The 25,272-nt window shown below is 64.3% G+C and carries 24 protein-coding genes; 5 read left to right on the top strand and 19 right to left on the bottom strand.

Annotated features, from left to right (window positions below; translation table 11 throughout):
• Positions 1–10 precede the first annotated feature (10 nt).
• The 18 genes from ACVK00_RS03590 to ACVK00_RS03675 all read right to left on the bottom strand — a co-directional run bounded on the left by ACVK00_RS03590 (position 11) and on the right by ACVK00_RS03675 (position 18,683).
• The gene (locus ACVK00_RS03590; RefSeq protein WP_284898296.1) at positions 11–1,210 is read right to left on the bottom strand and encodes an aminotransferase-like domain-containing protein; all 1,200 of its coding nucleotides are present in this window, start codon (positions 1,208–1,210) and stop codon (positions 11–13) included.
• 407 nt (positions 1,211–1,617) lie between these two features.
• On the bottom strand, positions 1,618–1,806 hold the full coding sequence (locus tag ACVK00_RS03595; protein ID WP_284898294.1) for a hypothetical protein: 189 nt from the start codon (positions 1,804–1,806) through the stop codon (positions 1,618–1,620).
• 61 nt (positions 1,807–1,867) lie between these two features.
• On the bottom strand, positions 1,868–3,052 hold the full coding sequence (locus ACVK00_RS03600; protein ID WP_284898320.1) for a thiolase family protein: 1,185 nt from the start codon (positions 3,050–3,052) through the stop codon (positions 1,868–1,870).
• A gap of 165 nt (positions 3,053–3,217) precedes the next feature.
• Positions 3,218–3,403, bottom strand: coding sequence for a rubredoxin (locus ACVK00_RS03605; RefSeq protein ID WP_006749607.1), 186 nt, complete (start codon positions 3,401–3,403; stop codon positions 3,218–3,220).
• On the bottom strand, positions 3,400–4,323 hold the full coding sequence (locus ACVK00_RS03610; protein WP_284898291.1) for an alpha/beta fold hydrolase: 924 nt from the start codon (positions 4,321–4,323) through the stop codon (positions 3,400–3,402). The genes ACVK00_RS03605 and ACVK00_RS03610 overlap by 4 nt, the downstream gene beginning before the upstream one ends.
• Entirely contained in the window at positions 4,323–5,420 is a 1,098-nt protein-coding gene (locus tag ACVK00_RS03615) for a fatty acid desaturase (RefSeq protein ID WP_284898289.1), read from the bottom strand. The genes ACVK00_RS03610 and ACVK00_RS03615 overlap by 1 nt, the downstream gene beginning before the upstream one ends.
• Before the next feature lie 12 nt (positions 5,421–5,432).
• Positions 5,433–5,753 (bottom strand): acyl carrier protein, encoded by a 321-nt coding sequence (locus tag ACVK00_RS03620; RefSeq protein WP_006749604.1) that lies wholly within the window; start codon positions 5,751–5,753, stop codon positions 5,433–5,435.
• Positions 5,754–5,808: 55 nt separating this feature from the next.
• Complete coding sequence (locus ACVK00_RS03625) at positions 5,809–6,762, bottom strand: acyl-CoA desaturase (RefSeq protein ID WP_284898284.1); 954 nt, start codon at positions 6,760–6,762, stop codon at positions 5,809–5,811.
• Positions 6,763–6,818: 56 nt separating this feature from the next.
• Positions 6,819–7,760: an acyl-CoA desaturase gene (locus ACVK00_RS03630; RefSeq protein WP_284898281.1), complete on the bottom strand. Its 942-nt coding sequence runs from the start codon at positions 7,758–7,760 to the stop codon at positions 6,819–6,821.
• A 78-nt stretch (positions 7,761–7,838) separates the two neighbouring features.
• Positions 7,839–9,593 (bottom strand): fatty acyl-AMP ligase, encoded by a 1,755-nt coding sequence (locus ACVK00_RS03635; protein ID WP_284898278.1) that lies wholly within the window; start codon positions 9,591–9,593, stop codon positions 7,839–7,841.
• A 123-nt stretch (positions 9,594–9,716) separates the two neighbouring features.
• Positions 9,717–11,135 (bottom strand): MFS transporter, encoded by a 1,419-nt coding sequence (locus ACVK00_RS03640; protein ID WP_284898277.1) that lies wholly within the window; start codon positions 11,133–11,135, stop codon positions 9,717–9,719.
• A 4-nt stretch (positions 11,136–11,139) separates the two neighbouring features.
• Entirely contained in the window at positions 11,140–11,967 is an 828-nt protein-coding gene (locus tag ACVK00_RS03645) for a hypothetical protein (RefSeq protein ID WP_284898275.1), read from the bottom strand.
• Between the two features lie 44 nt (positions 11,968–12,011).
• A complete protein-coding gene (locus ACVK00_RS03650; protein ID WP_284898273.1) occupies positions 12,012–13,055 on the bottom strand; it encodes an aromatic ring-hydroxylating dioxygenase subunit alpha in 1,044 nt (347 codons plus the stop codon).
• A gap of 41 nt (positions 13,056–13,096) precedes the next feature.
• On the bottom strand, positions 13,097–14,179 hold the full coding sequence (locus tag ACVK00_RS03655; protein ID WP_284898271.1) for a fatty acid desaturase family protein: 1,083 nt from the start codon (positions 14,177–14,179) through the stop codon (positions 13,097–13,099).
• A 106-nt stretch (positions 14,180–14,285) separates the two neighbouring features.
• The gene (locus ACVK00_RS03660; protein ID WP_284898268.1) at positions 14,286–15,671 is read right to left on the bottom strand and encodes an NAD(P)/FAD-dependent oxidoreductase; all 1,386 of its coding nucleotides are present in this window, start codon (positions 15,669–15,671) and stop codon (positions 14,286–14,288) included.
• 163 nt (positions 15,672–15,834) lie between these two features.
• Positions 15,835–17,127, bottom strand: coding sequence for a beta-ketoacyl-ACP synthase II (fabF, locus tag ACVK00_RS03665; RefSeq protein ID WP_284898266.1), 1,293 nt, complete (start codon positions 17,125–17,127; stop codon positions 15,835–15,837).
• A gap of 144 nt (positions 17,128–17,271) precedes the next feature.
• Complete coding sequence (locus tag ACVK00_RS03670) at positions 17,272–17,925, bottom strand: acyl-homoserine-lactone synthase (RefSeq protein WP_284898264.1); 654 nt, start codon at positions 17,923–17,925, stop codon at positions 17,272–17,274.
• A gap of 374 nt (positions 17,926–18,299) precedes the next feature.
• Complete coding sequence (locus ACVK00_RS03675; RefSeq protein ID WP_229050597.1) at positions 18,300–18,683, bottom strand: DUF4902 domain-containing protein; 384 nt, start codon at positions 18,681–18,683, stop codon at positions 18,300–18,302.
• 429 nt (positions 18,684–19,112) lie between these two features.
• Here ACVK00_RS03675 and ACVK00_RS03680 point away from each other — a divergent pair, with 429 nt between their 5' ends.
• The 5 genes from ACVK00_RS03680 to ACVK00_RS03700 all read left to right on the top strand — a co-directional run bounded on the left by ACVK00_RS03680 (position 19,113) and on the right by ACVK00_RS03700 (position 23,858).
• The gene (locus tag ACVK00_RS03680; protein ID WP_284898261.1) at positions 19,113–19,826 is read left to right on the top strand and encodes a helix-turn-helix transcriptional regulator; all 714 of its coding nucleotides are present in this window, start codon (positions 19,113–19,115) and stop codon (positions 19,824–19,826) included.
• A 469-nt stretch (positions 19,827–20,295) separates the two neighbouring features.
• Entirely contained in the window at positions 20,296–21,642 is a 1,347-nt protein-coding gene (locus ACVK00_RS03685; protein ID WP_284898258.1) for an MFS transporter, read from the top strand.
• 39 nt (positions 21,643–21,681) lie between these two features.
• On the top strand, positions 21,682–22,653 hold the full coding sequence (locus ACVK00_RS03690) for a dipeptidase (RefSeq protein ID WP_354123194.1): 972 nt from the start codon (positions 21,682–21,684) through the stop codon (positions 22,651–22,653).
• A gap of 25 nt (positions 22,654–22,678) precedes the next feature.
• Positions 22,679–23,203 carry a DUF5943 domain-containing protein gene (locus ACVK00_RS03695; RefSeq protein ID WP_284898255.1) on the top strand — a complete coding sequence of 175 codons (525 nt, stop codon included), beginning with the start codon at positions 22,679–22,681 and terminating at the stop codon, positions 23,201–23,203.
• Positions 23,204–23,285: 82 nt separating this feature from the next.
• Positions 23,286–23,858 (top strand): PAS and helix-turn-helix domain-containing protein, encoded by a 573-nt coding sequence (locus tag ACVK00_RS03700; protein WP_228910046.1) that lies wholly within the window; start codon positions 23,286–23,288, stop codon positions 23,856–23,858.
• A gap of 253 nt (positions 23,859–24,111) precedes the next feature.
• Here the strand turns inward: ACVK00_RS03700 and ACVK00_RS03705 are convergent, their stop codons facing one another.
• Complete coding sequence (locus tag ACVK00_RS03705) at positions 24,112–25,272, bottom strand: hybrid sensor histidine kinase/response regulator (RefSeq protein WP_228908930.1); 1,161 nt, start codon at positions 25,270–25,272, stop codon at positions 24,112–24,114.

Genomic DNA, 25,272 nt, shown 5'->3' on the forward strand with positions numbered 1-25,272 from the left:
GTGTGTCTCCTCACGCGGCCAGCGCCGCACCATATGCGCGCACCAGGCGCGCCACGCCTTCCCGGATCGCGTCGACGTCGGGCGCGGCGAACGACAGCCGCAACGATGCGGCGTCGACGTTGTCCGCGAAGAACGCCTTGCCCGGCACGAAGACGACCTTGTTCGCGATCGCCTGTTGCAGCAGCACATCCGACGACACCGCGCCGATCCGCGCCCACACGAACATCCCGCCTTCGGGGCGATGGAACGTGATCGCATCGCCGAAACCGTCGCGCAGCGCGTCGCACATCGCGTCGCATTTGCGCTGGTAGGCCGCCGTGATGCGCGGCAGATGGCGTTCGAGCGCGCCGTCGGCGAGATATTCGGCGGCGGTGGCTTGCGTCCACGGCGTGCTGCACAGGTCGACCGTCTGCTTCGCGATCACGCAGCGTCGCGCGATCTCGGCCGGCGCGATCGTCCAGCCCACGCGCAGCCCCGGCGCGACGATTTTCGACAGGCTCGCGAAATGCACGATCCAGTCGCGCGCGCCTTCGACTTCGTTCGCGAGCGCGAGCATCGACGGCACCGGTTCGCCCGCGAAACGCAGGTCGCCGTACGGATCGTCCTCGACGATCAGGAAACGGTATTGCACCGCGAGACGCAGCAGCTTCAGCCGGCGTTCGCGCGTGAGCGTCGCGCCGGTCGGGTTCGCGAAGGTCGGGACGGTGTAGAGCAGTTTCGGCTGCGCGATCGCGCCGGACGCGAGTTGCGACGCGAGGCGGTCGACGTCGAGGCCTTCACCGTCGACCGGGATCGTGACGATGCGCGCCTGCTGCAGACGCATCGCCGACAGCGTCGCCGGATAAGCCGGCTGCTCCGTCAGCACGACGTCGCCCGGCGCGACCATCACGCGCAGCAGCAGGTCGAGGCCCTGCTGCGAGCCGGTCGTGACGAGCAGTTCGGCCGGCGTGCACGCGACGTTACGGCGCGCCATCAACGCAATCAGTTGCTGCTTCAGTTCGGCAAGGCCGTCGGTCGGGCCGTATTGCAGGCAGCGCACCGGCTGCGCGTACGCGCGTTCGGCGGCCGTGTTCAGGCCGTCGACGTCGAACAGGTCGCTGGCCGGATAGCCGCCCGCGAACGAAATCATCCCCGGCTCGGAGAGGTACTTGAACAGCTCGCGGATCGGCGAACCGGCAGGATTCTGGAATGAGGGCGTAAACGCGTACATGTCGTCGTGAGCTGGATGGCACGGCCGGCCGGGATAGCCGACAGGTGCCGCCCGCCCAAGGCGCTTCTGGCGCAAGGGCGGGAATTCGAGCCACGATTGTCGATAGTCATTAACGCTGCGGCAAACGATATCTATGCACTAGGTCTTGCGGTTTGGTCATTAATTGAGGAACAGCCGCGTTTCGTCCACGGCCGTCCCACCGGCACATGCCGCGAATGCGCGAGGCCCATCGCGACCCCGGCATTCGCACCGTTGCAGCCCCGCGACGCCATCAACGCGATGACGCCGGGCGACGCGCCTGCGTGCGATCGGACCGAGCCAGACCAGGCGCAAGCCGCGCCGCGCTTGCGCCTTGGCCCGGCCGGTCACGCGCACTGGACACGCAATGGACACACGTAAATCGCGCGCTATTCGCCCGGAGGAGATACACCCTTCCTGACGTAGCCGGCAATTGCCTCCAGCATGCCGAGGTCGAGGTCCTGCACGCGGTCGGCGCCGAAGTGGGTCAACCACTTGCGCGCGAGCTCCGCCTCCGTCGTCGTGTGCCCACCCGCGGCAGGGGCACACAGGTCTTCCAGTGCTGAACGCTGGTCCATGTCTTCTCCGTGATTGCTGATGGTCGGGACGTTGCCGGCTCCCGTCGCGATCAAGACGCCGTCAGACGGCCTCCAGGGCGAGGGCGATACCTTGGCCGCCGCCAATGCACAAGGTCACCATGCCGCGTTTGATGCCATCGCGGCGCATCGAATGCGCGAGACGGGTCGTCAGGACCGCACCGGTCGCACCGATGGCGTGACCGTGCGCGATCGCGCCGCCTTCGACGTTCACCCGCTCTTCGTCGATGCCGAGCTCCCGAATGACTGCGATCGGCACGGCGGCAAAGGCCTCGTTGATCTCGAAACGCTCCACGTCGTTCAACGACCATCCGGCACGCGCGAGCGCCATCCTGACTGCCGGCACGGGCCCCAGTCCGAACATGCCTGGCTCGACCGCACCCACGCCGTACGACACGAGCGTCGCGATCGGCTCGATTCCATGCGCCTCGGCATACTGCCGCTCTGCCACGACCATCGCCGCCGCGCCGCTGTTCAATCCCGGTGCATTGCCTGCGGTGATGGTGCCGTCAGATCGAAACGCGGGTTTCAATCGGGCAAGCGACTCGAGCGTCGTGTCCGGCCGCGGCTGCTCGTCGCGCTCGAATCGGACGGGTTGCTTGCGCCCCTCGATATCGACCGCCACAAGCTCGGCGTCGAACGCCCCGCGCCCCTGAGCCTCCACGAAGCGCCTTTGCGAACGTTCCGCCCAACGGTCCTGCTGCTCGCGCGTCATGCCAACCTTCGACACGAGGTCTTCCGTATGCCATCCGGAATGCCGGCCGGAAAACGCGTCGACGAGACCGTCCCCGAGCATGCTGTCGACGATCTCGGTATTGCCCATGCGCTGGCCCCACCGACCGCTATGCAGCAGATACGGCGCACGGTCCATGTTTTCCATACCGCCCGCCACCGCGACCTCGCCGAATCCGAGCCAGATTTCGTGGGCCGCATTCACGATGGCCTGAGCGCCCGAGCCACAGACGCGATTCACGGTCAGCGCAGGCACCTCCACCGGAATGCCGCCGCCGACGGCCGCCTGACGCGCGGGATTCATCTTGTTTCCCGCCTGAATGACGTTGCCCATCACGACCGAAGCCAACGCCGCCGGATCAACCTTGCTGCGGCGCACCGCTTCACGCACCGCGATTGCGCCGAGCGTCGTCGCGGCGACGTTCGTCAACGTGCCACCAAACGCCCCGATGGGCGTTCTTACCGGACTGCAGATCACTACTTGTCGAGCAACCATTTCAACACTCCATTCAACGTTCAGTTTCGCCTGAAGCAATGCCACCGCATCGTCGCGCGTTGCCTGCCGGGGGGATGCATGCTTCGCATGCCCGGCACGCTCGTGAACCCGCATCTTGTGCTTGCGGGCACAGGATCGGGGGCGCAGTGCGCCCCCTCCGTTGGGTCAAATCGATATCATTTCGAAATCCTCCTTGCCGACGCCGCACTCGGGACACTTCCATTTGGCCGGAATGTCTTCCCAACGCGTGCCCGGCGCAATGCCGTCTTCAGGCGCACCTTTTTCTTCCGAGTAAATCCAGCCGCACACCAGACACATCAACGTGCGCATCTCCACCGCTGTCGTGCTCATCCCGCCAACTCTCCAAGATTCGACATTTGTCGCTTCACGAATTCGCGCACCTGCTCGCGTACCCTCGCATCCGACAAGATCCGCCCGTGCCCCGTGCCCGGCGCCGGCCACAATGTCGCCTGCGGCAGGCCCGCCACCACCCGCTGCGCCTCGCAGTACGGCACCACGGGATCGGCCGGGTCGTGCACGACCAGCACCGGCACATCGAGCGACGCGCCGCGCGCCAGAATGTCCCAATGACTGACCGGCACGCCATTGCGGCATTGCAGCTCCGCATAGATGCGCTCGATCACCGGGCGCGGCAACGCCATGTCGCGGTTCGCCCAGCGCTCCAGTACCTCGGTCAGCGCGCTCGTCGGCGCGATCAGCACGATGCAGCGCAACGACGCGCGGCGCGAGCGCTCCGCCAGCGCCGAGATCGTCGCGATCGAGCCGAGCGAATGTGCAATCACCACTTGCGCGCCTTCGATCGCATCCAGCGCCGCGCCCGTCGCCCGCGTGAACTGCGTCATCGTCGTATGCTTGCCCGGCGACAGACCATGCGCGGGCGCGTCGAATGCCGCCACCGAAAAGCCCAGCGTCTTCATCGGCTTGACGAAGCTCAGCATGCTGCTGCTGTCGGTGCCCCAGCCGTGCACGAGCAGCACGCGCGCCGTGCCGCCCGCCCAGTAATACGCCCGGTCGATGTCCTCGTTGCCCTCGATGGACGTCACCGTCGCGCCGAGGGGTATGCGATCGCTGACGGGCAGCCCGTAGCCACGCGTGAAGCCGAACGCATCGGCCGCGCGCCGTCCGGCAATGCGCGGCGCGAACGTGTTCAGCATCCGGAACGCGTGACGGCCGAGCCGCACGCGCAACGAAGGCGCCTTCGTGGTCTGCCGGGTGATCGGCGAGACTTCCGTGTGATTCGCGGCCGCCATCACCGGCCCTCCGTCGCCGCACGCGCGCCGACGGCCACGGCCTCCCGGGACAGGGTCCGGTAATAGCCTGACTCGGTGTCGTAGAAGTGGCAGTGGCGGATCACGTGCCACAGATCGCCGAACGTGAAATCCTTTTCGCGAATCATTCCCGGGAACGCTGCCTTGAGCGCCGCCTGTGCCTTCGGAAGGTTGTAGAACGGCACGATCGGCGCGACGTGGTGCGCCGTATGCACCGAAATGTTATGGGTCATGAAGTGCAGCCACTTCGGATACCGGTAGTCCGTCGTCACGAGCAGGCGACTTGCGTTCGGCGTCCAGTGCTGCGACGGCAGAAACGGGATGTCGTCCGACGTGTGGTGCATCAGCGTCGTGGCGCTGAACCACGCATGGATCATGAGCCACGGCACGACGAAGTACAGGAACAGGCCCGTGACGCCGGTAAAGTAGATCAGCGCAGGGAAATAGAGCATCGCGACGATCAGCACGAAGCCGATCGAGCGCTTCACGTCGCGCCGCATCTCGCGCTTCGGATAGAAGCCGGGACGGAAGCCCGATTCCTTCCAGTAGCTCAACGTACCTGCCCAGAACAGCCACTTGCGGGTACCGGCGTACTCGAGGCGCTTGAGGAGCGGCATGCGATCGTAAAGCGGCGCGGGAATCGGCCGCCAGTCGGTGTCGAGCTCGAGGTTGTTGGTGTTCGCGTGGTGCAGGTTATGCGTGTGGCGCCATGCATGGAACGGATACAGCAGCGGCAGCAGCGATAGATGCCCGATCGTCAGGTTGAACCACCGGGAGCGGGAGAACGAGTTGTGCCCGCAATCGTGCGCGATGCAATGCAGCCCCCAGCCGCCCAGGCCCGCGAGCAGCCACAGCGGAACGTAGAACAGCCAGTGCGGCGCATACGCGATACCGACGAGCGCGCCAATGTACGCCGCATAGCTCACCACGAAGCCGAGAACGCCACGCCACGCACGCGGCTCGTACAGCGACTTTGGAATCGCATCGGTCAGCCGCACGCCCTCGAGCGCCTTCGATTTCTGCAGGAATTCGTCGAAACGCGCCGGCGGCGCGCTCGGAACAGTGTAGATGTTCGCCATGTCGATCTCCGCTTACGCAGCCTGCAGACCGAGCTCGGTCGAGAGGTGGCGCGCCAGTTCGTCGATGCTGTTGTGTTCGAACAGCAGCGCCGGAGACAGCCGCTGCTCGACGACTTTCTCGAGATCGCCCGACACCTGCACGGCAACGATCGAATCGAGCCCATACTCGTCAAAGCGTTTGGCGGGATCGATGGCAGCCCGGTCCATCTTCAGCTGCTTCGCGAGCCGATCGACCAGCCAGCTGCGGATCGACGCTTCCGTCAGGGGGCCGACGTCGGCGGCGACCGCTTTCTTGCGGCCGAACAGGCCACCCAGGATTCCAGCTTGAGACATGATGAATAATCCTTCTATACGAGGGAGATGAACAGCTTCATGAAGGCAACTTTCTTCAATACGGTTGCTTGGCCAACTTGCGGATCGCGGCCGGCCCCGGCAAGCGCAGGTCCCAGACGACCCCCGCCTTGCCGAGCGTCCAGAGCACCCACGCGCTGAGATCCGGCTCGTACCACTTCACCGAATGGCGATACGACGCGGGGAACGCGTGATGGTTGTTCTGCAGACCTTCGCCGAACGTGAGGATGGCGACGGTCCAGTTGTTCGCGCTGTTGTCGTCGGTCTTGAAGGGCCGTCCGCCGAACATGTGGCAAACCGAACCGACGCACCAGGCAGCCTGATTGGCCAGGAAAATCCGTGCGAAGCCACCGAACAGCAGGCCGTTCCACGCGCCGTGCCAGGAGCCGCCGATCGCGCCTCCGATCGCGGCGGGCAGCACCAGGCCGAGCACGATCCACCAGACATAGGTGCGGTGATAGAAAAACAGGCGGCGATCGCGCAATACATCGGGCGCGAAGAACGTCCACCCCGACACGTCCGGTGCCAGCATCCACGGCATGTGCGCATACCAGAGGCCGCGCAGCTTCGCGAGCAGGCCCGCGCCGCCCAGGTTCGGCGAATGCGGATCGCCCTTCTGGTCGCTGTACAGGTGATGACGGCGATGCGTCGTCACCCAGAACATGACCGGCCCTTGCGCGGCCATCGAGCCACAGATCAGCAGGATTCCTTCGAACCACTTCGAGGTCCGGAACGTCTTGTGCGCAAGATACCGATGGAAGCCCATCGTGATCCCGCCCATGTGCAGAAAATAGAACACCGCGAACAACACCAGGTCAGTGACGGCGAACTCGCCCAGCACGAGTTGACGCACCGCCAGCGCGAACCCGGCAAGCGGCACCAGCATGACGGCCAGGGCGGTGTAGCGTTTGACGCGCGCACCACTGCCTTTTAGCGGCGAAACGCCGGGGATCTGGCCGTCAGGGGCCGACAGCCCGCCGGCGGCAGTCACGCCGGGGGCAACCTGAATCGACGAATTCATAGGATTCTCCAAACGCTAATAGAGGATTACGGCGAAGTTGAGGAGAACGCCGCGCGGCGCTTCGGCGCATAGCGCACCTCCGTGACAAGTCCCAGCGCGTCGAGCAGGCGGATGAGCCAGGCGGACGGATCGATCTGCCAGAACGCGTGATCGTTGTTGGCGAACGCCGGCTGCGCGTGATGGTTGTTGTGCCATGCGCCGCCCACCGAAACGATCGCGAGCAGGCCCAGGTTGCGGCTATGGTCGCGCGTCGCGTGCGGACGGGTGCCGATCGTGTGGCACAGCGAATTGACGGCCCAGGTCGACTGATCGAGCAGGAATATCCGCGCAAGTCCGCCCCACAGGAAGCCGCCGACGGCCCCGAGCAAGCTCTGCCCGGCGGGCGCGAGCAACGCGCCCGCGAGCGCGGGAATCGCGAGGCCGAGCAGCACCCACCACCCGTAGCGCAGATTGAGATTGACGATCAGACGGTCGCGCAGCAGGTCTGCGGCATACGTGCTCCAGTTCTCGCGGCGCACGGTGAATAGCCAGCCCACGTGGCCGTGCCAAAGGCCCGCGAATCGGCTGAGCTTGCCGTGCCGGTTCGCGCGCGGGCGCGGCGAATGCGGATCGCCGTCCTGATCGGTGAACGCATGATGCATCCGGTGCGTGGCGGCCCAGAACAGGATTGGCCCCTGGGCGGCCATGCTGCCGAGCACGCCCAGCATCACGGTAACGACCGGGCGCCCCTTGAACGAACGGTGCGAGAAATACCGGTGCATGCCGGTTTCGACACCGATCGCGGTCGAGAAATACATCACCGCCAACAGTACGAAGTCGGTTGCGCGCAACCCATATATCCACGTGTAGGCAATCGCCAGTACGAAACCGAGCGCGGGAATACCCACGGTCAGATAAGCGAGCCGGCGTGCGCGCACGTCGGTATCGGCTTGCGCCTCACGGGCGGCCGCCGGTGTTCGCGAAGACAAAGAATCCGCTTCAGCCATGACTGGCTCCGAAGAAAGACAGCGTCAATGAAAATCGGGGATGCGGTTCGTGCGAACCGCTTATGCGCGCGTCTCGAGTGCGCTCAAGCTGCCTTGCTGGAACGCTTGCTTGCACGCTTGCCGACGCACCTTGCCGCTCGTCGTGAGCGGAATCGCGCCAGTCGGGCCGAGGTGCACCACTGCCGGCGAGACGCCGTGGTCGCGGGTGACCGCCAACGTGATCGCGGCTCGCACCTCGCTCATCTGCTCGGCACTCGGACGACGCGACCGTTTGAGTTCCGCCACGATGACGAGCGACTCCCCGTGCGCGCCGTCAATCGAAAAAGCCACTACGCCGTTGGTGCGAATCGCGTCGTGCGCCGATTGCACCGATCCCTCGATGTCGGTCGGATAGAGATTGCGCCCGGCGACAATCACGACGTCCTTGATGCGGCCCGTCACGAACAGCTCGCCGCCGTTCAGGAAGCCGAGGTCGCCCGTGCGCAGGTAGTGCGTCGGATCACCGCCGTCGTCTGCGCCGGCAATCGTCGCAGCGAAGATGTCGTCGCTGTCCGCACGATTCAGATATCCAGCTGCAACGTTCGGACCACTAAACCAGATCTCGCCGACGGTGCGCTCCGGCAGCACGCGCTTCGTCGCCGGATCGACAATCAGCAGCCGATGGCCGGCTGCCGCGGGCCCGCACCCGACCAGCGTGGCGCGTCCGTGCCCGTCGAGTTCCGGGTCGTGCGGCTTGCACAGGCCGCGAACGAGCGCCTCTTTGTCGACCTCGAGCAGCGAGACCGGCGAAAGGCCCACCTTGCCCGATACATAGAGCGTCGCCTCCGCCATTCCGTAGCAGGGAACCACGGCGCGGCGCTCGAAGCCGTGCCGGCCGAAGCGCGCGAAGAAACGCTCGAGCGTCGTGTGGCTCACGGGCTCCGCGCCGCAGAAGACGTGCTGCAACGCGCTGAGATCGAGCGTGGCGGCTTCTTCTTCGCTGATGTTGTCGACGCACAGGTCGAACGCGAAATTCGGTGCGACGCTCGTGGTCACGCGGTAGTCGGTGATCGCCTTGAGCCAGCGATAAGGACGCTGGACGAAATGCTGCGGCGACAGAATCACGAGCGGAAAGCCGCTGTACACCGCGAGCAGCAGCGCGCCCATCAGCCCCATGTCGTGATACGGCGGCAACCAAGTGCAGCCGACGCGATCCGGATCGGGGCCGAGCCGCTCGGCGATCACCGCGCAGTTGCTGACGAGATTCTCGTGCGTGACGATCACCCCCTTGGGCTCGCCCGTCGATCCCGACGTGTACTGGAGCAGCGCCGGCCGATCCAGGTCGACGTGCTGCTCCAGCAGGTTCCGAACGTCATGTACCGATAATTCGCTATCGTCGAAGGCATCTTCGTCGATCGTCAGCAAGGTCGGCGCTGCGCGCTGGTCGCCGTAGAGCGCGTCGAGCTGCGGTTGCAGCGAGCGGTGAAGCTTGCCGGCAATGACCACGTCAGGATGGGCGTCGCGACAGATCGACGTGAAGCGTGCCACCGCGCGAGAACCGGCAGGCGGAAACGAAGGCACCGCGGTGGCACCCGCGAGCAGGATGCCGAACAACGCCGCGACGTAGCTCAGGCCCGGTTCGAGCAGCAGCAATACGCGCCGTTCGTGCAGCGAGTGCTGCAGCACCCTGTCGCGCACGTGGACAGCAGCGGCGGCGAACTGCCCGTACGACCAGCTCACGACATCATCCTCGCCGTCGCGAAGAAAATGGAATGCGATCCGCTCAGGCGTTTGCTCGGCCCGCTCTCGAAGAATGTCGAGCAGAGACGAGGTCATGCGCTCCGCCGTCAGGGTGGAGGGGGGAATGCTACCGGCCATCGTGAGACCCTCGGATAATTAGTGTTGTTTTGTTTTGGTGAAAGCTTCATGCGCCAACCGGCGCTGGCCGACACGCGGCCATCAATGCGCCGTCGCGGGTGCCAGCGCTCGCGGTCGCGTATCCACCGGCGCGCACAGGATCGCGGTGGCCAGACCGAGCGCGATCTGCAGGTAACACAGGGTGCGGAATTCAGCGAGGTGCCCGATCGCGTTGCCGGTTATCGCGACCGTCAGCGCCACGCCGAACACCGATCCCATCTGGCGTATCGCCTGGTTCACGGCCGAGCCCACGCCGAAGCGGGCCGGCGGCAGATGCGCGACGGCGGCGGCCGACAGCGCAGGCATGACCATGCCCACCCCGAGTCCGGTCAGCAGCGCCCCCGGCAGCCACGCGTGCACATAGTCGGGAGTGACGCCGGGCACCAACGCGAACCACACGCTTGCCGCCGTGGAGATCAGGCTCCCGGTCACCAGCAGAAGCCGGTGCCCCGCGCGCGCCGCGAACCGTCCGCACACGATCGCCGTGGGGACGACGAGCAGCGGCCCAGGGCTGCCGGCCAATCCCGCACGCGTCAGCGAATACGACCAGACACCGGTGGTAAACAGGAACGTCTGGAAAAACATCATGGCGAAGCCGATCGCGAAGCACAGCGAAGCCAGATTGATGTAGCAGTAAGTCCGATCCTGGAACAGCGAGAGATCGATGGCCGGAGCGCGTGCCGTGCGTGCCCATGCAACGAACGCGGCCAGCATGACCAGCCCGCCGACGATCGCCAGCGCCACCTCGGGGGAAGTCCAGCCGACCGCCTCCGACTGCACCAAACCGAAAGCAATCGCGCCAACGCCGAGGATCAGCAAGACGACGCCAATGAGATCGAGCGGCGCGCCCCGCTCGGGATCACGCGACTCGTCGAGAATGCGCCACCCGCGCCATAGCGCGATTGCCCCGAGCGGCAGGTTGAGAAAGAAGGCTGACGGCCAGCCGAAGCGATCGACCAGGAACGAGCCGAGACTCGGCCCCAACGCACCGGCCACCCCGCTGACCGCGCCCCACAAGCTCACGGCGATCGCCCGTTTGTTGACGGGGAACGCCGCCAGCAGGATCGACAGCGAGGCAGGCAACAACAGCGCCGCGCCGGCTCCCTGCACGGCGCGCATCGCCCAGAGCATCTCGACACGCGTGGCGATGCCACAGCCGAAGGATCCCGCCAGGAACATCGCCAGACCAAGCAGGAATGTGCGCTTGCGCCCGCGCAGGTCGGCGAGGCGGCCGGCCGGCACGAGCAACGCGGCGAACACCAGCGTGTACGCGTTCAGCACCCACGACAGGCCGGTCGGGTGCGCATCGGGAAACGCCAATCGCAACGCGGGAAAGGCCGCGTAGAGCACGGTGACGTCGATCGAAACGAGGAACACCGCCACACTGGCGATCCAGAAAACCGGCCACGGCGAAACGGCGTTCGACTGCGCCTGCGGAGTGAGCACGCTGGGTCCGTTCATATCCTTATACCTCGCGCGGCTGAAGCGGCGGCACGCCGTCGCCCGATTCGGATTCGAAATACGACGCGTCGAGAAACGACAGCGTGCGCGCCCGCATCCGCGCTTGAAACAGCGCCACGACCGGCCACGGGCGCATCGCCATTGCCATGCCCTTTACGTTCTGGGCATCTTCCCAGTGAATGACGTTCGCCACTTCCAGCGGCAGCCCGCCGACCTCCCCTGTCCAGAGGCTCAGCGTCGTCGCGCCAGCCGACAGACGCGGGCCGCTCGCCCGCCCGCCGTAGACCGCGATCGAGTGGCCGCAAACGCGTTCGACATCGGCGCTGCCGCGAATCGGCTTGCACGCCACCGGACTGGTCAGAAACATCTCGTCGGTGATGCCGAACGGCAACTTGGCGTCCAGCACTTCATCGTCGGGTACCGGCGGTAACGCGGTATCGATCCCCGGCGGCAGCGTCCACACGTTGGCGTCGACGAGCTCCCGGCTCGCGTCATACAGCGCCCGGCGCACCGGCGCGGGAAACGAGCCGAGGAAGATGTCGACCTGGATGCGCGTGCCGAACCGGCGCGCCACCGTCACGCCGCGAATCTGACGGTCCTGGAAGCGGCCGTGCCATTCGCGCCCGCCGATATCGGCGCCGCTCCACGCGTGTGTCGGCTCGACCTCGGAGAAGATGCCGTCGGCGGCAGCCGCGAGGCGCTCGACCTGGTCGCGACCGACGATTTCTCCGAACGTCATCGGATGCCGCAAACTGACCTCGTCCTGCGCCGACGTGTCGAGCTCGCGCAGCAACTCGCCGACATAGAGACCGGCTCGTCCTTGGTGATTCATCGTCGTTTCCTTCCCGGTGATCGTCGATACTTCCGCTGCGTGCGTCATACGGCTGCTCGAATCGACGCATTCGCGCCCATTCGCTCCAATATCCGCCGCGCGGCAAACGCCGGTCGATCGAGCTGGATGTCGATCATCGGCGCCGTGGGGCTCCAGTTCGCCTGCAGGCTCTCCGCGACGTCCTTGTCCTCCATGACGGTGGCGAACACTTCCTTCGCGGTGAACTCGGTAAACCGTTCGTTGTCGATGTCGAAATCGCGGTGCATGCCCACGAAGACATGCGTCGTGGTGTCCGTGGCGGGCGTGAAGATCGTCGTGGTGTAGACGTGGTAGACCTGGCCGCTGGCATCGTCGCAGGCGTGCGCCCGCGTTTCGACCCGCGTGTTGCCGATGGGCCAGTACACGACCTCCTGGAAGCGGTCGATGTAGTCGAGCTTCAGGATATGGGTATAGAGCGGCGGCGTCTTCTCGCGGCGCAGGTACCGGCGCACGCGGACTTCATCGTCGTTGATCACGATTTCGGGCGGCGTCTCGACGATGTCGAGCGAACCCAGCGTCTTCGCATGCACGAACGCGGCGTGCGAGATGTCGAGGATGTTGTCGATGCCGAACAAGTAGCTGCACGCGATGGTGCAATAGCTCATCTTTCCGGCGAGCTCGGGCGCCGAACAGACCCAATGGTTCGGGATCGTCGCTTCGTCGGCCTGGTCCGGCTCGCCGGTCCACACCCAGATGAAGCCGTATTTCTCGACGGCGGGGAATGCCCGCGCGCGCGCGCCCTTCGGGATCGTGGTCTGGCTCGGAATACTGACGCACGCGCCGGAGCAGTCGTACCGGAGCCCGTGGTACCAGCACTGGAGATCGTCACCGACAACCCGCCCGCGGGACAACGGAACCTGTCGGTGCGGGCATCGGTCCTCGAGAGCGACGACCTGGTTCGCCAACGTACGGTACATGACGATCTTCTGATTCAGGATCGTCCGTGCAAAAGGCTCCCGCTGAACTTCGTCGGAAAGTGCTGCTGCGTACCACGCATTCTGGATAAACATGATTCCTCTCTTTGCTACAGGGGTGGCGTTGTGGCACACCGGACCCGAGTTCAGGCTGGCATGTGCCTACCGGATCGTTTCTACTTGCGCGCGACGGCGGCCAGCGCGTCGCCGTCCCGAGCGTCGGCGGTGGCCGCTTCGCGATCGAGACGACCGTCTGCCATCCGCTCGAGGAATTCGTCTGTCGCGGACTGCAGGTTGACGCAGGGGTACTGGAAGCGACCCGTCGTATAACGCAACGCCCCAAGGAAGGACGGCTCGACCTGCGCGCCGGTCCCCTCGAACAGCCCGTGCGACGCCAGGTACGTGTGGAGCGCGGGCAGCCGATAACACGGGACGGCCGGATACTGGTGGTGTTCGAGGTGGTAATTGCTGCCGAAGAACAGCGCGGTATAGATCGGCGACGTGTAGCTGCGGCTGTCGCGATATCGCCCCGGCACGGTATCCGTATGCTCGATGTAGGCGCGGATCGTGCTGAACACGTACACCCCGATATACGGAATCAGCATGACCGTGAAACCCAGCCACAACGAGCGATGCCAGATGAACCCGTAGGCCGTCACCGCAGACAGGTTCAACGCAACATTGATCCGCGAGATCCAGCGCATTTCGCGCTGGCTGAACGGCAACCGGGTGTTCTCCGGCCAGGGCAGCCCCGCCGCCATGCGCATGGCGTTCTTCAGGTAGATCCGCACGCCCGTTGAGCGCGCGAGAAAGAAGCGCGACCAGAACGTGCGGTACTGCGAATAGATCTGGACATCCGGGTCGATGTCCTGACCGGTGAAGCGATGGTGCTTCCAGTGCGTCATGCTGAAGCCGACGATCAGGAAGCCGGGCACCAGCGACGAGCAGATGAGCGCGAGCGCGGCGCTCACGTACTTGTTGCGATGCAGGTTCGTATGCATCCCCTCGTGCCCGACGAAGGTCAGCAGGTGCATGCCATGCCCGCCGATCACGCCCAGGACGATCGCCATGGCAATGCGTGTGGGCGTCGACGCCGGGATATCGACGATGGCGAACGCCACGGCGGCCGGAATCAGGAAGAATGCGAGCGCGTGCGCCAGATAGAGGATCGTGGCGACGGAACTGATTCGGTGGAAGTGTCGTGGCAGCTTGAGCCGCGAGAGTGCGAGCTCACTGTCCAGCGTGGCTTCGATGGTCAAAGCGTCTCTCCTCGAGTTACGCGACGCAGGGCCGGCGAGTGGCGAACGTGCCCCGCCGTGGCTTGAAATCGCGTGGCCGCAACGACCACGCACCGGTATTCCGCGCTCATATGGACTCCTTTACGCGAACGTCGTGATCGCTGCCGACGGCGAACGATTCGATCTCGTCAGGCTCGGACGCTTGCGGCCGGCTGGAACGGGCTTCCTCGGCCAGACGCTGGCGCAACGCCATCTCGGCGCGGATCGCCTCGCCTCGCCGGGACATGTCGATCAAAGGCTGGATCACGCCCATCTCGCCGCGCGCAACGGCCTCGTCTGCCCATTGCTTGATATCGCTCCGATCGAATACCGCAAACGGCGAGCACTCGCGATTCTGCGAAGCGAGCAAGCGTGCCTGCAGCACCGGATCGGCCGCCAGCTTGCCGTACAGGATCCGGCTGAGCGGGTTGTTGTGGTCGAGGGCGCCGCGACTACGCGAGTATTCGAACAGGTCGATCGAGGTCGCGTCGCGCTGACGCCAGTAGCGCACCAGCGCATCATCACCGCCCTCGACAATCGCCCGGCCGAGCGCGCGTGCATCGCGCAGCGCATCGGTAATCCCGAACCCGGGGGACGGATCCATGAACAGGCCCGCGTCGCCGACCAGGGCCCAGCCCGGCCCGGCCGCCTGACGGAAGAAAAAGCGCAGCTTCAACGCACCGAGCACCTTGCTCGCAGGCGCCCCGGTGATCAGCGGAGCCGTGTGACGGTTGGCGCTTAGCGTCTCCGTGAGCTTTTCGAGCACGCGCCCTTTCCACTCCGGCAACTGCGTTTTCGAAAAAGCCACCCCGATCAGCAACAGATCGCGGTTGGTCGGAAAGACGAAGACGATATCGTCGCCGAAGAGGCAGTTCATCGCGCCACCCTGATAGCGTGGATCGTCGTCGAACCAGTCCGGCCGCGGCCAGTAGGCCCAGTAAATCGCACGGGGGCAGTCGTAGTCGTGATACTCGTCGGCATCCACGAGTTCCGCCGTGGTCGAGTGCGGACCGTCCGCGCCCACCACGACCCGCGCCCGGATTTCTTCACGGGTTCCGCCCTGTTCGACCACGGCGCCCGTCACCCGCCCGCCGTCGCGCAGCAGGCCGACCAGCTTGGTCCGCGTACGGACCTCGGCCCCCGAGGTACGCGCCTCCTCCAGCAGGAGCGCATCGAGATCCATGCGTCGCGGGCACGAGCACCGGCCGCCGACCGGATACTCAATGCGGCCGGTCACCTCGTCGACGCCATACATCATGCTGGGCACCGGCGGCGCGAAGCTGCGCACCTTGTCACCCAGAGACAGTTCGTCCAGCAGCGCCATGCCGTACGGCGAAATCCAGTGGGTGGACAATGGCTGGTCGCTCGGGAGATTGCCCGCGTCGATCGCCAGAACGCGCTTGCCGGCGCGCGCCAGATGAATCGCAAGTGTGGCGCCCGCGCAGCGGGCGCCCACGATGAGGGTGTCTAACACGGAAAGTTTTCCCTTTGGATGACGACTGGAACCCGGATTGCACGTGACGCGCCCTCGCCATCGAATGGCGGGGGCGTACGCGGACCGCGACGTAGCGCCGATTACAGACGCTTCGCAATCCTTTCTAAATGGCGAATGGCACGCGGACTGCGAGCGTCTGCGTTCAATGCGCCGAGGCTGAGCTATCCGGCGGATACCGTTTGAACAGCACCGATGCATTGACGCCGCCAAACCCGAACCCGTTCGACAGTGCGATCTCGATGGGAACGTGCCGTGCGGAAGGCCCGATCAGATCCAGGCCGGCGGCAGCTTCGTCGGGGTGCTCGAGATTCAGCGTGCCGGGCATCACGCCATCGCGCAGCGCGAGAATGGAAAACGCCGCTTCGATGGCGCCCGCCGCCCCAAGCAAATGCCCGGTTGCCGACTTGGTCGAGGAAATCGCCGGACCGGCGCCCACGCCGAAGACGGTTTTCAGCGCCTCGATTTCTCCGGAGTCGCCGACTGGCGTCGAAGTCGCATGCGCGTTGACGTAGCCCACCTGTTCCGGGGCGACGTCGCCCATGGCCAGCGCCAGCTTCATCGCCCGCATGGCGCCGGATCCGTCGTCGGGTCCGGCGGTCATGTGATAGGCGTCCGCCGTGGTTCCGTACCCGATGATTTCCGCGATCGGGCTGGCGCCGCGTGCGATGGCATGGTCCAGCGACTCGACCACCAGCATCGCGGCCCCTTCGCCCATGACGAAGCCGTCACGGGCGCGGTCGAACGGACGCGAGGCCCGGGTCGGCTGATCGCCGAAACCGGTCGACAGCGCGCGCGCCGCCGCGAATCCGCCCAGGCTGACCTTGTCGAAGGCCGCTTCGGCGCCGCCGGCCAGCACGACATCGGCCTCGCCGGTCCGGATCAGGCGCATCGCATCGCCGATTGCCTGCACACTCGCCGCACAGGCAGTCACGGGACAGCCGAGAGGCCCGCGAAACTGGTGCTTGATCGAAATCTGGCCAGCGGCCAGATTCGACAGAAAGAACGGAATGGTGAACGGCGACAACCGCCGCACGCCACGCGTCTCGCCAACTCTCACCGCCTCCGCCAGACCGGGAAATCCACCGATGCCCGATGCCACGACCGTAGCCGTGCGCTCGCGCTGATGCTCGCTTTGCGGCGCCCATCCGGCTTCAGCGAGCGCCTCGTCCGCGGCGACCATCGCCATCTGGATGAAGCGATCCATCTTCCTCAGTTCCTTGTTCGGCACCGAAAGCTCCGGATCGAACCCGCCGTCGGGATCGTCGGTCTTGCCCTGTACGGTCCCGCCGACCTTGGCGGGCAGTTCACCGACGATGTCGTCGCCGAGCCGGCGCAGCCCGGAGCCGCCTCCGATCAAGCGCTGCCACACCAACTCCTTACCGCAACCCAATGGGGACACGATGCCAATACCGGTTACTACCACTCGAAGCGTCATTTCACCTTCCCCCTTCGGGCCGGGATCAGCCGAGCCACGTCGTTAAAACTGTTCATCTTCAAGCACACCCTTTCAGATAATTCATTGCACCGGGGCACGGCTGCGGCGGACCGTCGTGCTTCCCGGTGCGTGCGCATCGAGCGTTCACACCGCTTGCCCGAACGCGTGCGACATAGGCAGGGCGCGCGACAGGTTGAACGGCACGCTGTGCTCCAGCGCGTCGAGGTTCAGCGCCGCGCGCGTTTGCTCATCGATCTCGATCCAGAACGGCAAGGTCGGCTTGCCGTCGATCATTTGCGGCGGAGCAGCGCGATGCACGTTGACGCCCATTCGCTTCAGCAGCCGTTCGTTGCCGAGCACGGAGAAGGCAATGAGACGGTCGGCGCCATGTGCATGCGCGACACGGACGATTTCGGACATCAGGGCGCGCGTGTTTCGCCACGACTCTTCCGCGCTCAACGACTCGCCGCGCGGCATGCTCATCGCGAAGCGGGACAGTTCCCACACATTGCGCGCACAGGGAAGGGACGCGCCGCCCATCAAATCCGGAAACACCTCACCGAGCAGATAAGGCTCATCGGTCGGCAGCAGCCGACCGCATCCGACGATTTCGCCGTTGCGGTCGCAAGCGACCACATAGAGGGTGTCCGCGTGATCGAAGTCGTCAAATTCGATGCCGTCGCCGGTGGGTAATGACCAACCGAGTTCCTGTATGAAGACCTTATGCCGAAACTCCGCAAGTCGATTCATCGTCTCGCGACTCAAATCAGCGCTTCTTCCCGACAATAAAGTCAGCATCGTAAATGCCCTCTCTCTCTTATCTCAGAATTGTTAGCGCGAATTGGACCCGAAATTGCCAAGTCAAAAAAGCTGCCCGAATGGGCAGGGTCGGGCGTTCGGGCGAGATTCTTCGCGGCGAATGCGGTGGGACATTACGCCGTGCAAACGGGGGTGGAATTCAACGGGCGAGCACTACGCGAGCTGGTCGGAAAAACCGGCCGGAGCGCACTTGATTATCGGAGGGCCGCGTCACGGCATGGATGACCGTGGCTGTCATCGCACCATTGCCACACGGATCACGAGGATCGACGGAAATCGGGGGCGGAGCGGCATAAATGGTGCCGCGAAGCATAGGGTTTCATGCAAGATAACCCTATGCATTGAAAACAAAATCAGTGACCTGCGAAGATGGCCGATTCAAGTTCGCGCTGACGGACGCCCGAGCACAGCCAGCTCTGGATCAATTCCTGGCTGTATCGCGCTCCATAATCGTCACCGTTCATGTTGAGGAGCATCACGTTGCTGCTGACGTCGTCCTTCCCGACCCTCACGTCGGACTGGCCCACCGCCACATGCCATACGCAGCCGACGCTCGCGGTCGGTCGCGTTTCGGTGCAGATCAGTTCGTAGTAGCCGGCATTGACGGCGCTAATGCCCTCGCCCCACAAGTCATGCAACACGTTCGGGGCTTGCTGACACATATGCTGGCGGAAGCGCAGCGCGTAAAACGCCGGCAAGGTCAATCGTACGTATCCATCGTTCAGTTTTTCTGGCATGTCCGTTCTCTCGACGTGGCACCTGTTAAAATCGCTGCCGCATAGTTTGGCAAGATTCGCGGCTATCGGCTAGGCGAAGGCCATTGCAACGCTTGTAGCGCGCCCGCGTTGTGATTCGTGATAGCCGGCGCGATCGTGTGCATATTATTTACGATTATTACAGATCATCCCAACAATGCCACCGCATTATCAGGATGTACAAGTCGCCATGCCCACATGCAAACCCCATAACTGGAGCAATCAATATCGAGCGCGGATCCTCTCTGAATCCGCCATCACGCAGAAAATTCGTGCACAACACCATGCTTGCCACTCGATACTTGAAACAATGAGCCTCCCTCTTGAATAATTTGTTGAAAAAACCGGTCAACGCACCAACCACACGATATAGCCCGCCTTCGTGGGCAAGATTGACCGCAAGGGAATGATATGCATGCCTGGAGAGAGAAGTATCTGAATGGATACGCTACGGCAAAATCCGAGACCGAGGTGTTTCGGGAGTTCACGGCTGACGTGCGAGCACTTGGATTCGAGTACTGTTCGTTCGGTCTGCGCGTTCCGCTGCCGGTCAGCAAGCCGCAGTTCATGCTGCAGTCCAACTATCCGCAGACGTGGGTCGACCGCTATGTGAGCCAGAACTATTTTGCCGTCGACCCGACGGTTCGGCATGGGCTCAGTCAGATGAGCCCGTTGATCTGGCGCGCCGATAGCCAGACACAGAGCGTCGAGTTCTGGGACGAAGCGGAACATCATGGCTTGCGCCACGGCTGGTGCATGCCGTCCATCAGCCGCACCGGGGCGATCGGACTCGTGACCATGGTGCGATCGGGCGAGCCGATCGACGAGCGCGAGCTCGCGGAAAAGGGCTACCAGATGTCATGGCTCGCAAACATGGCCAACTATGCGATGAGCATGCATCTGCTCGCGCGGTTCGTGCCCGAATATGCCGTCGAGTTGACTGCTCGCGAGCGCGAGACGCTGCGATGGTCTGCCGCGGGGAAAACCTATGCCGAGATCGGCAAAATCATGCATGTCGACGACCGCACCGTCAAATTTCACCTCGTCAATGCAATGCGCAAGTTGAACGCGACCAACAAGACCGAAGCCGCGGTCAAGGCGGCGATGCTGGGACTTTTATTCTGACGATGTTCTCTTCATCGACCCTGTACGAACCTTTCCGCCGTTCCTAGGTTCGCTCGTCGCCCCCAGAGGCGCACCGGCACATGGCGTCAGCCCCATACTCGCGCCGTGCGGCCAGGCGACCGTTCGCCTCGCTGCGATGACGCAATGGCCGGCGTCATTCCTCTGACGATTCAGGCTTGGCGTTTGCCAAGCCTGCCACCCGCCCTGCCACCCGCCCCTACCTGAACCCGCAGCCGGCTCGCGCTTGTCTTTCGCCACGCTGCGGGCGCGGCTTTTTGCCTGGTGCCCGAACGCGCGCGCGGCTTTTTGCACGATTCCAGACGCCCATCCGACAGTCGGGCCGATCGCCCGTCAGCCCCGCCCCGCCCCCGATTACCTAGGTAATTGACACGTATAGACCTAGGTAATTGTCCTCCCTACCATGGGTTTCGACGCGACCCAAAGCGCCACACACGAAGAGGACACGACCATGACCACCCAGGACGTCGACACCAGAACGTTACGACGCGTGATCGCTGCAGCGTCGATCGGCAATTTCGTCGAATGGTTCGATTTCGCCGCATACGGCTTTCTCGCCACCATCCTGACACGCGAATTCTTTCCGAGCGGCGACCCGACGATCGGACTCCTGAAGACGTTCGCCGTCTTCGCGGTGGCCTTCGCATTCCGCCCGCTCGGCGGCCTCGTCTTCGGCGTCATCGGCGACCGGATCGGCCGCAAGCGCACGCTCGCGCTGACGATCCTGCTGATGGCCGGCTCGACGACGTTGATCGGCCTGCTGCCGACCTACGCGAGCATCGGTTACTGGGCGCCGTTGCTGCTCACGATCATCCGCTGCGTGCAGGGCTTTTCCGCCGGCGGCGAATACGCCGGCGCATGCGCCTATGTGATGGAACATGCGCCGCGCCGCCGCCGCGCGTTCTTCGGCAGCTTCGTGCCGGTATCGACCTTCTCGTCGTTCGCTTGCGCGGCGGTGGTCGCCTATCTGCTCGAGTCGTCGCTGTCGTCGCAGGCGATGATCGAGTGGGGCTGGCGCGTGCCGTTCCTGATCGCGGCACCGGTCGGCCTCATCGGCGTCTACCTGCGTGTCAACCTGAATGAAACGCCCGCGTTCCAGGCGCTCGAAGGCAAGCACGACATTGCGCATGCCCCGCTGATGGAAACGCTGCATTCGCAGTCGAGGAATATCCTGAAGCTCGGTGCGTTCGTGTCCGTGACGGCGCTGTCCTTCTACACGTTCACGACGTATTTCGCGACTTACCTGCAAGTGGCCGGGCACCTGTCGCGCGGCACGTCGCTCCTCGTGACGGTGCTGGCCCTCCTGTTCGCCGCGGCACTGTGCCCGGTCGCCGGCCTCTTCTCCGACCTCGTCGGTCGCCGCGCGACGATCGCGACGACCGGCATCTTCATCATCGGGTCGGTGTATCCGGCCTTCTCGCTGGGCGGCTCGGGCGTGTTGTCGCACTCGCTGCTCGGCGTCGCGCTGCTCGCGATCGGTGCGGTGTTCTCCGGCGTGGTGACGGCGCCGCTGATGTCGGAAGTGTTCGCGACGAAAACCCGCTATACGGCGTCCGCGATCACCTACAACCTCGCCTACACGATCTTCGGCGGCACCGCCCCGCTCGTCGCCACGTGGCTGATCTCCGCGACCGGAACCAACCTGTCGCCTGCGTACTACCTGATCGCCGTGTCGATCTTCGCGATGATCGGCGGTCTGTCACTGCCGGAAACGTCGAAGACGGCACTCGAGGAAGCCGGTCCGGCAACCGGCAGAGCCGCCCAGTCCGCCAAGGGCGGCGTCGAACGCGCCGTTTGAGCGACCGTCCCGCACAACATCAACGCACGGAGCGACACGATGACCAGCCTTCATGACGCCAGCATCATCATCGACGGCCTGAACATTTCGAAATTCGAGCGCTCCGTGTTCGAGGACATGCGCAAGGGCGGCGTCACGGCCGTCAACTGCACGGTCTCCGTGTGGGACGACTTCCAGAAGACGATCGACAACATCGCGGAAATGAAGCAGCACATCCGCGAATACAGTGAAATCCTCACGCTGGTGCGCACGACGGACGACATCCTGCGCGCGAAGAAAGAGAACAAGACGGGCATCATCTTCGGTTTCCAGAACTCGTATGCGTTCGAGGACAATCTCGGCTACATCGAAGTGTTCAAGGAACTCGGCGTGAACGTGGTGCAGCTCTGCTACAACACGCAGAACCTCGTCGGCACGGGCTCCTACGAGCCGGACGGCGGATTGTCCGGCTATGGCCGCGAAGTGATTCAGGAGATGAACCGGGTCGGCATCATGGTGGATCTCTCGCACGTCGGCGCGAAGACGTCGTCCGACGCGATCGCCTGTTCGACGAAGCCGGTCACCTACTCTCACTGCTGTCCGTCCGGCCTGAAAGAGCATCCGCGCAACAAGACGGACGATCAACTGCGCGAGATCGCGGAGGCCAACGGCTTCGCGGGCGTCACGATGTTCATGCCGTTCCTGCGGCGCGGCGCCGACGCGACCATCGACGATTATCTCGAAGCGATCGAATACGTGATCGACGTGATCGGCGAGGACAAGGTCGGTATCGGCACGGACTTCACGCAGGGCTACAGCACCGAGTTCTTCGACTGGATCACGCACGACAAGGGCCGTTATCGTCGTCTGACGGACTTCGGCAAGGTCGTCAATCCGCAAGGTATCCGAACGATCGGCGAATTCCCGAACCTCACGGCCGCGATGCAGCGCGCCGGCTGGAGCGAATCGCGCATCAAGAAGGTGATGGGCGAAAACTGGCTGCGGGTATTCGGCGAAGTCTGGAACGGTTGAATCGCCCAATACCAACGAACCCGCCATGCACCCGCAATTGCCCATCGACGTCGATCCGGATACCGGTGTCTGGACGACCGACGCGCTGCCGATGCTGTACGTGCCGCGCCATTTCTTCACGAACAATCATGTCGCTGTCGAAGGGGCGCTCGGCCGCGAAGCCTATGCGTCGATTCTCTACACGGCCGGCTACAAGTCGGCCTATCACTGGTGCGACAAGGAAGCGAAGCAGCACGGCATCGGCGGCATGGCCGTGTTCGAGCATTATCTGAAGCGACTGTCGCAGCGCGGCTGGGGCTTGTTCACGCTCGCCGAAGCCGATCCGGCGACGTCGCATGCGCGCATCCATCTGCACCATTCGTCGTTCGTGCTGGCCCAGCCCGACCAACACGGCAAGCTGTGCTACATGTTCGCGGGCTGGTTCGCCGGCGCGATGGACTGGGTCAACGACACCGCGGCCGACCCGGCGGGCAAGGGCCCGCGCGCGCACTCGGCCGAAGTCCAGTGCGCGGGCGAAGGACACGATTGCTGCGTCTTTCAAGTCGGGTGAGTGTTCGGCAAGCGCTACAATCCGGCAGGAGCGAACCTGCCCGATAGCCTTGGCCCGAACGCGGTTCGGGCCCGTCGACAAGCTGCCGAACATGACCGACACGACGCCCCGTCTCGATTACGAAGATCTCTTCCGACATCTGCCCGTCGCGGCGATCGTGGCCAGGGAGCGCATCATGGTCGAGTGCAACGAGAAGGCGTTGCAGCTGTTCCGGGCGACCCGTGACGACATCGTCGACCAGTCGTTCGCGAAGCTGTATCCGCAGCAGAAGGACTTCGCGACGACCGGCCGGCGCCTCGCGCCGCTGCTCGCGAAACATGCCGGGTTCAGCGACGATCGCATCATGCGCCGTGTCGACGGCAGCCATTTCTGGGTCACCGTGTGCGGCTTCGGATACAACTCGAAGCGGCCCTTCGAGCTGGCCGTCTGGACCTTCACGGACCTGTCGGAGAGCGCAAAGCATCCCGACGTCACGAGCACGCTGACCGATCGCGAGCGCGACGTCGCGGCATTCCTGGTTCACGGCCTGACGAGCAAGGAGATCGGCAAGGAACTAAACATCAGCCCGCGCACGGTCGACATCCATCGCGCGAGCTTGCTGCGGAAGTACGAGGTGCGCACGACGCATGATCTGATCGCGTGCTTGCTGGCGTGAGGTGCGTGCGGGTCAAAAGCAGCTGCTGCGTCTGAGCCATAACGAAAAAGACGCGCTGTAGATTTTCGCGGATGTCGGTTTCCGACCCATCGCCGCCGTTCGACGAGGCTCGCTTCTACGTCAGCAATGTGTCGGTTTGCAGACGTCCGCGGGAGCGACTGAACTGATCGACGTTGCAGCCTGCCGGTGGCACTTGTACCGCAGCGGGGTACGCATTTTCTGAAATGGCCCTCTTGAACCCCGTGGCTCCCAACTAGCTGAACCGGAGGATCGTCATGGTGGCAGCAAGGCCTGGCTCGTTGTCAGCGAACTCCAAAAAACCATGGTGCAGCGTCGCCACCGCTTTGACGAGCGCGAGCCCGAGTCCGACGCCAGGGGTTCCCCGGCTTCGGTCGCCGCGATAGAACCGCTCTGTCACCTTGGACCGTTCGGCGAGCGGGATACCGGGTCCGTCATCCGACACCGTGACGTCGATACGGTCGTCACGCTCACACAGCGACACCTCGACCTCGCCGTTGTCCTGCGCGTACTTCAGCGCGTTGTCGATCAGGTTACCAATCGCTTGCGCAAGCAGCAACGGGTCGACGTCGGCCAGCACCTCCCTTTCCGAACATAGCAACAGCGTCAGCGAAATGCCGCGCAACTCCGCGACGGGCTGATAGAACTCGACGGCATCCGACAGGATAGTCACGACGTCGCTTTTGACAAAACCCGAGCGCCGCACGCCCGCATCGATCTCGGCGAGACGAAGCAGCGCATTGAAAATACCGATCACGCGGTCCACGTCGGCCATCGCCACTTCGAGCTGGCCCAGCGTGTCTTCGTCGCCCTTCTTGCGCAGCCCGAGCAGCAGCACCTCGAGTCTCGAACGCAGTTCGGTGAGCGGCGTGCGCAGATCGTGCGCAATCGCGTTCGACACATTGCGAACGCCGTCCAGCACTTCGATCAACGCGTCCTGCGCCTGGACGCGCGTCTTGATCTCTTCTTCGAGCCTCGCGTTCTGTTCCTGCTGCAAGCGTTGCAATGCATGCAGCTTCAGATGCATCTGCACGCGCACGGCCACTTCTTCCATTTGCAGCGGCTTGGTCACGAAGTCCATCGCGCCGACGCGGAAACCCGTGATCTTGTCCTCGATCTGCGTCAGCGAGGTCATGAAAATCACGGGGATATCCCGCGTGACGGGATTGTCCTTGAGCGCGCGGCAGGTCTGGAAACCGTCGAGACCGGGCATCATCACGTCGAGCAGGATCAGGTCGGGCTTGACCAGTTCGGCGCGGCGCAGCGCTTCGTGGCCGTCGCGCGCGACGGCCACGCTCAGCCCTTCGGCTTCCAGCGTATCGACGACGAGCGCCAGATTCGCCGCCGTGTCGTCGACCACGAGCACGACGGGCGCGTCTTTGTTGTGCTCTCGCAT

The organism is Burkholderia sp. PvR073 (genome assembly GCF_054055695.1).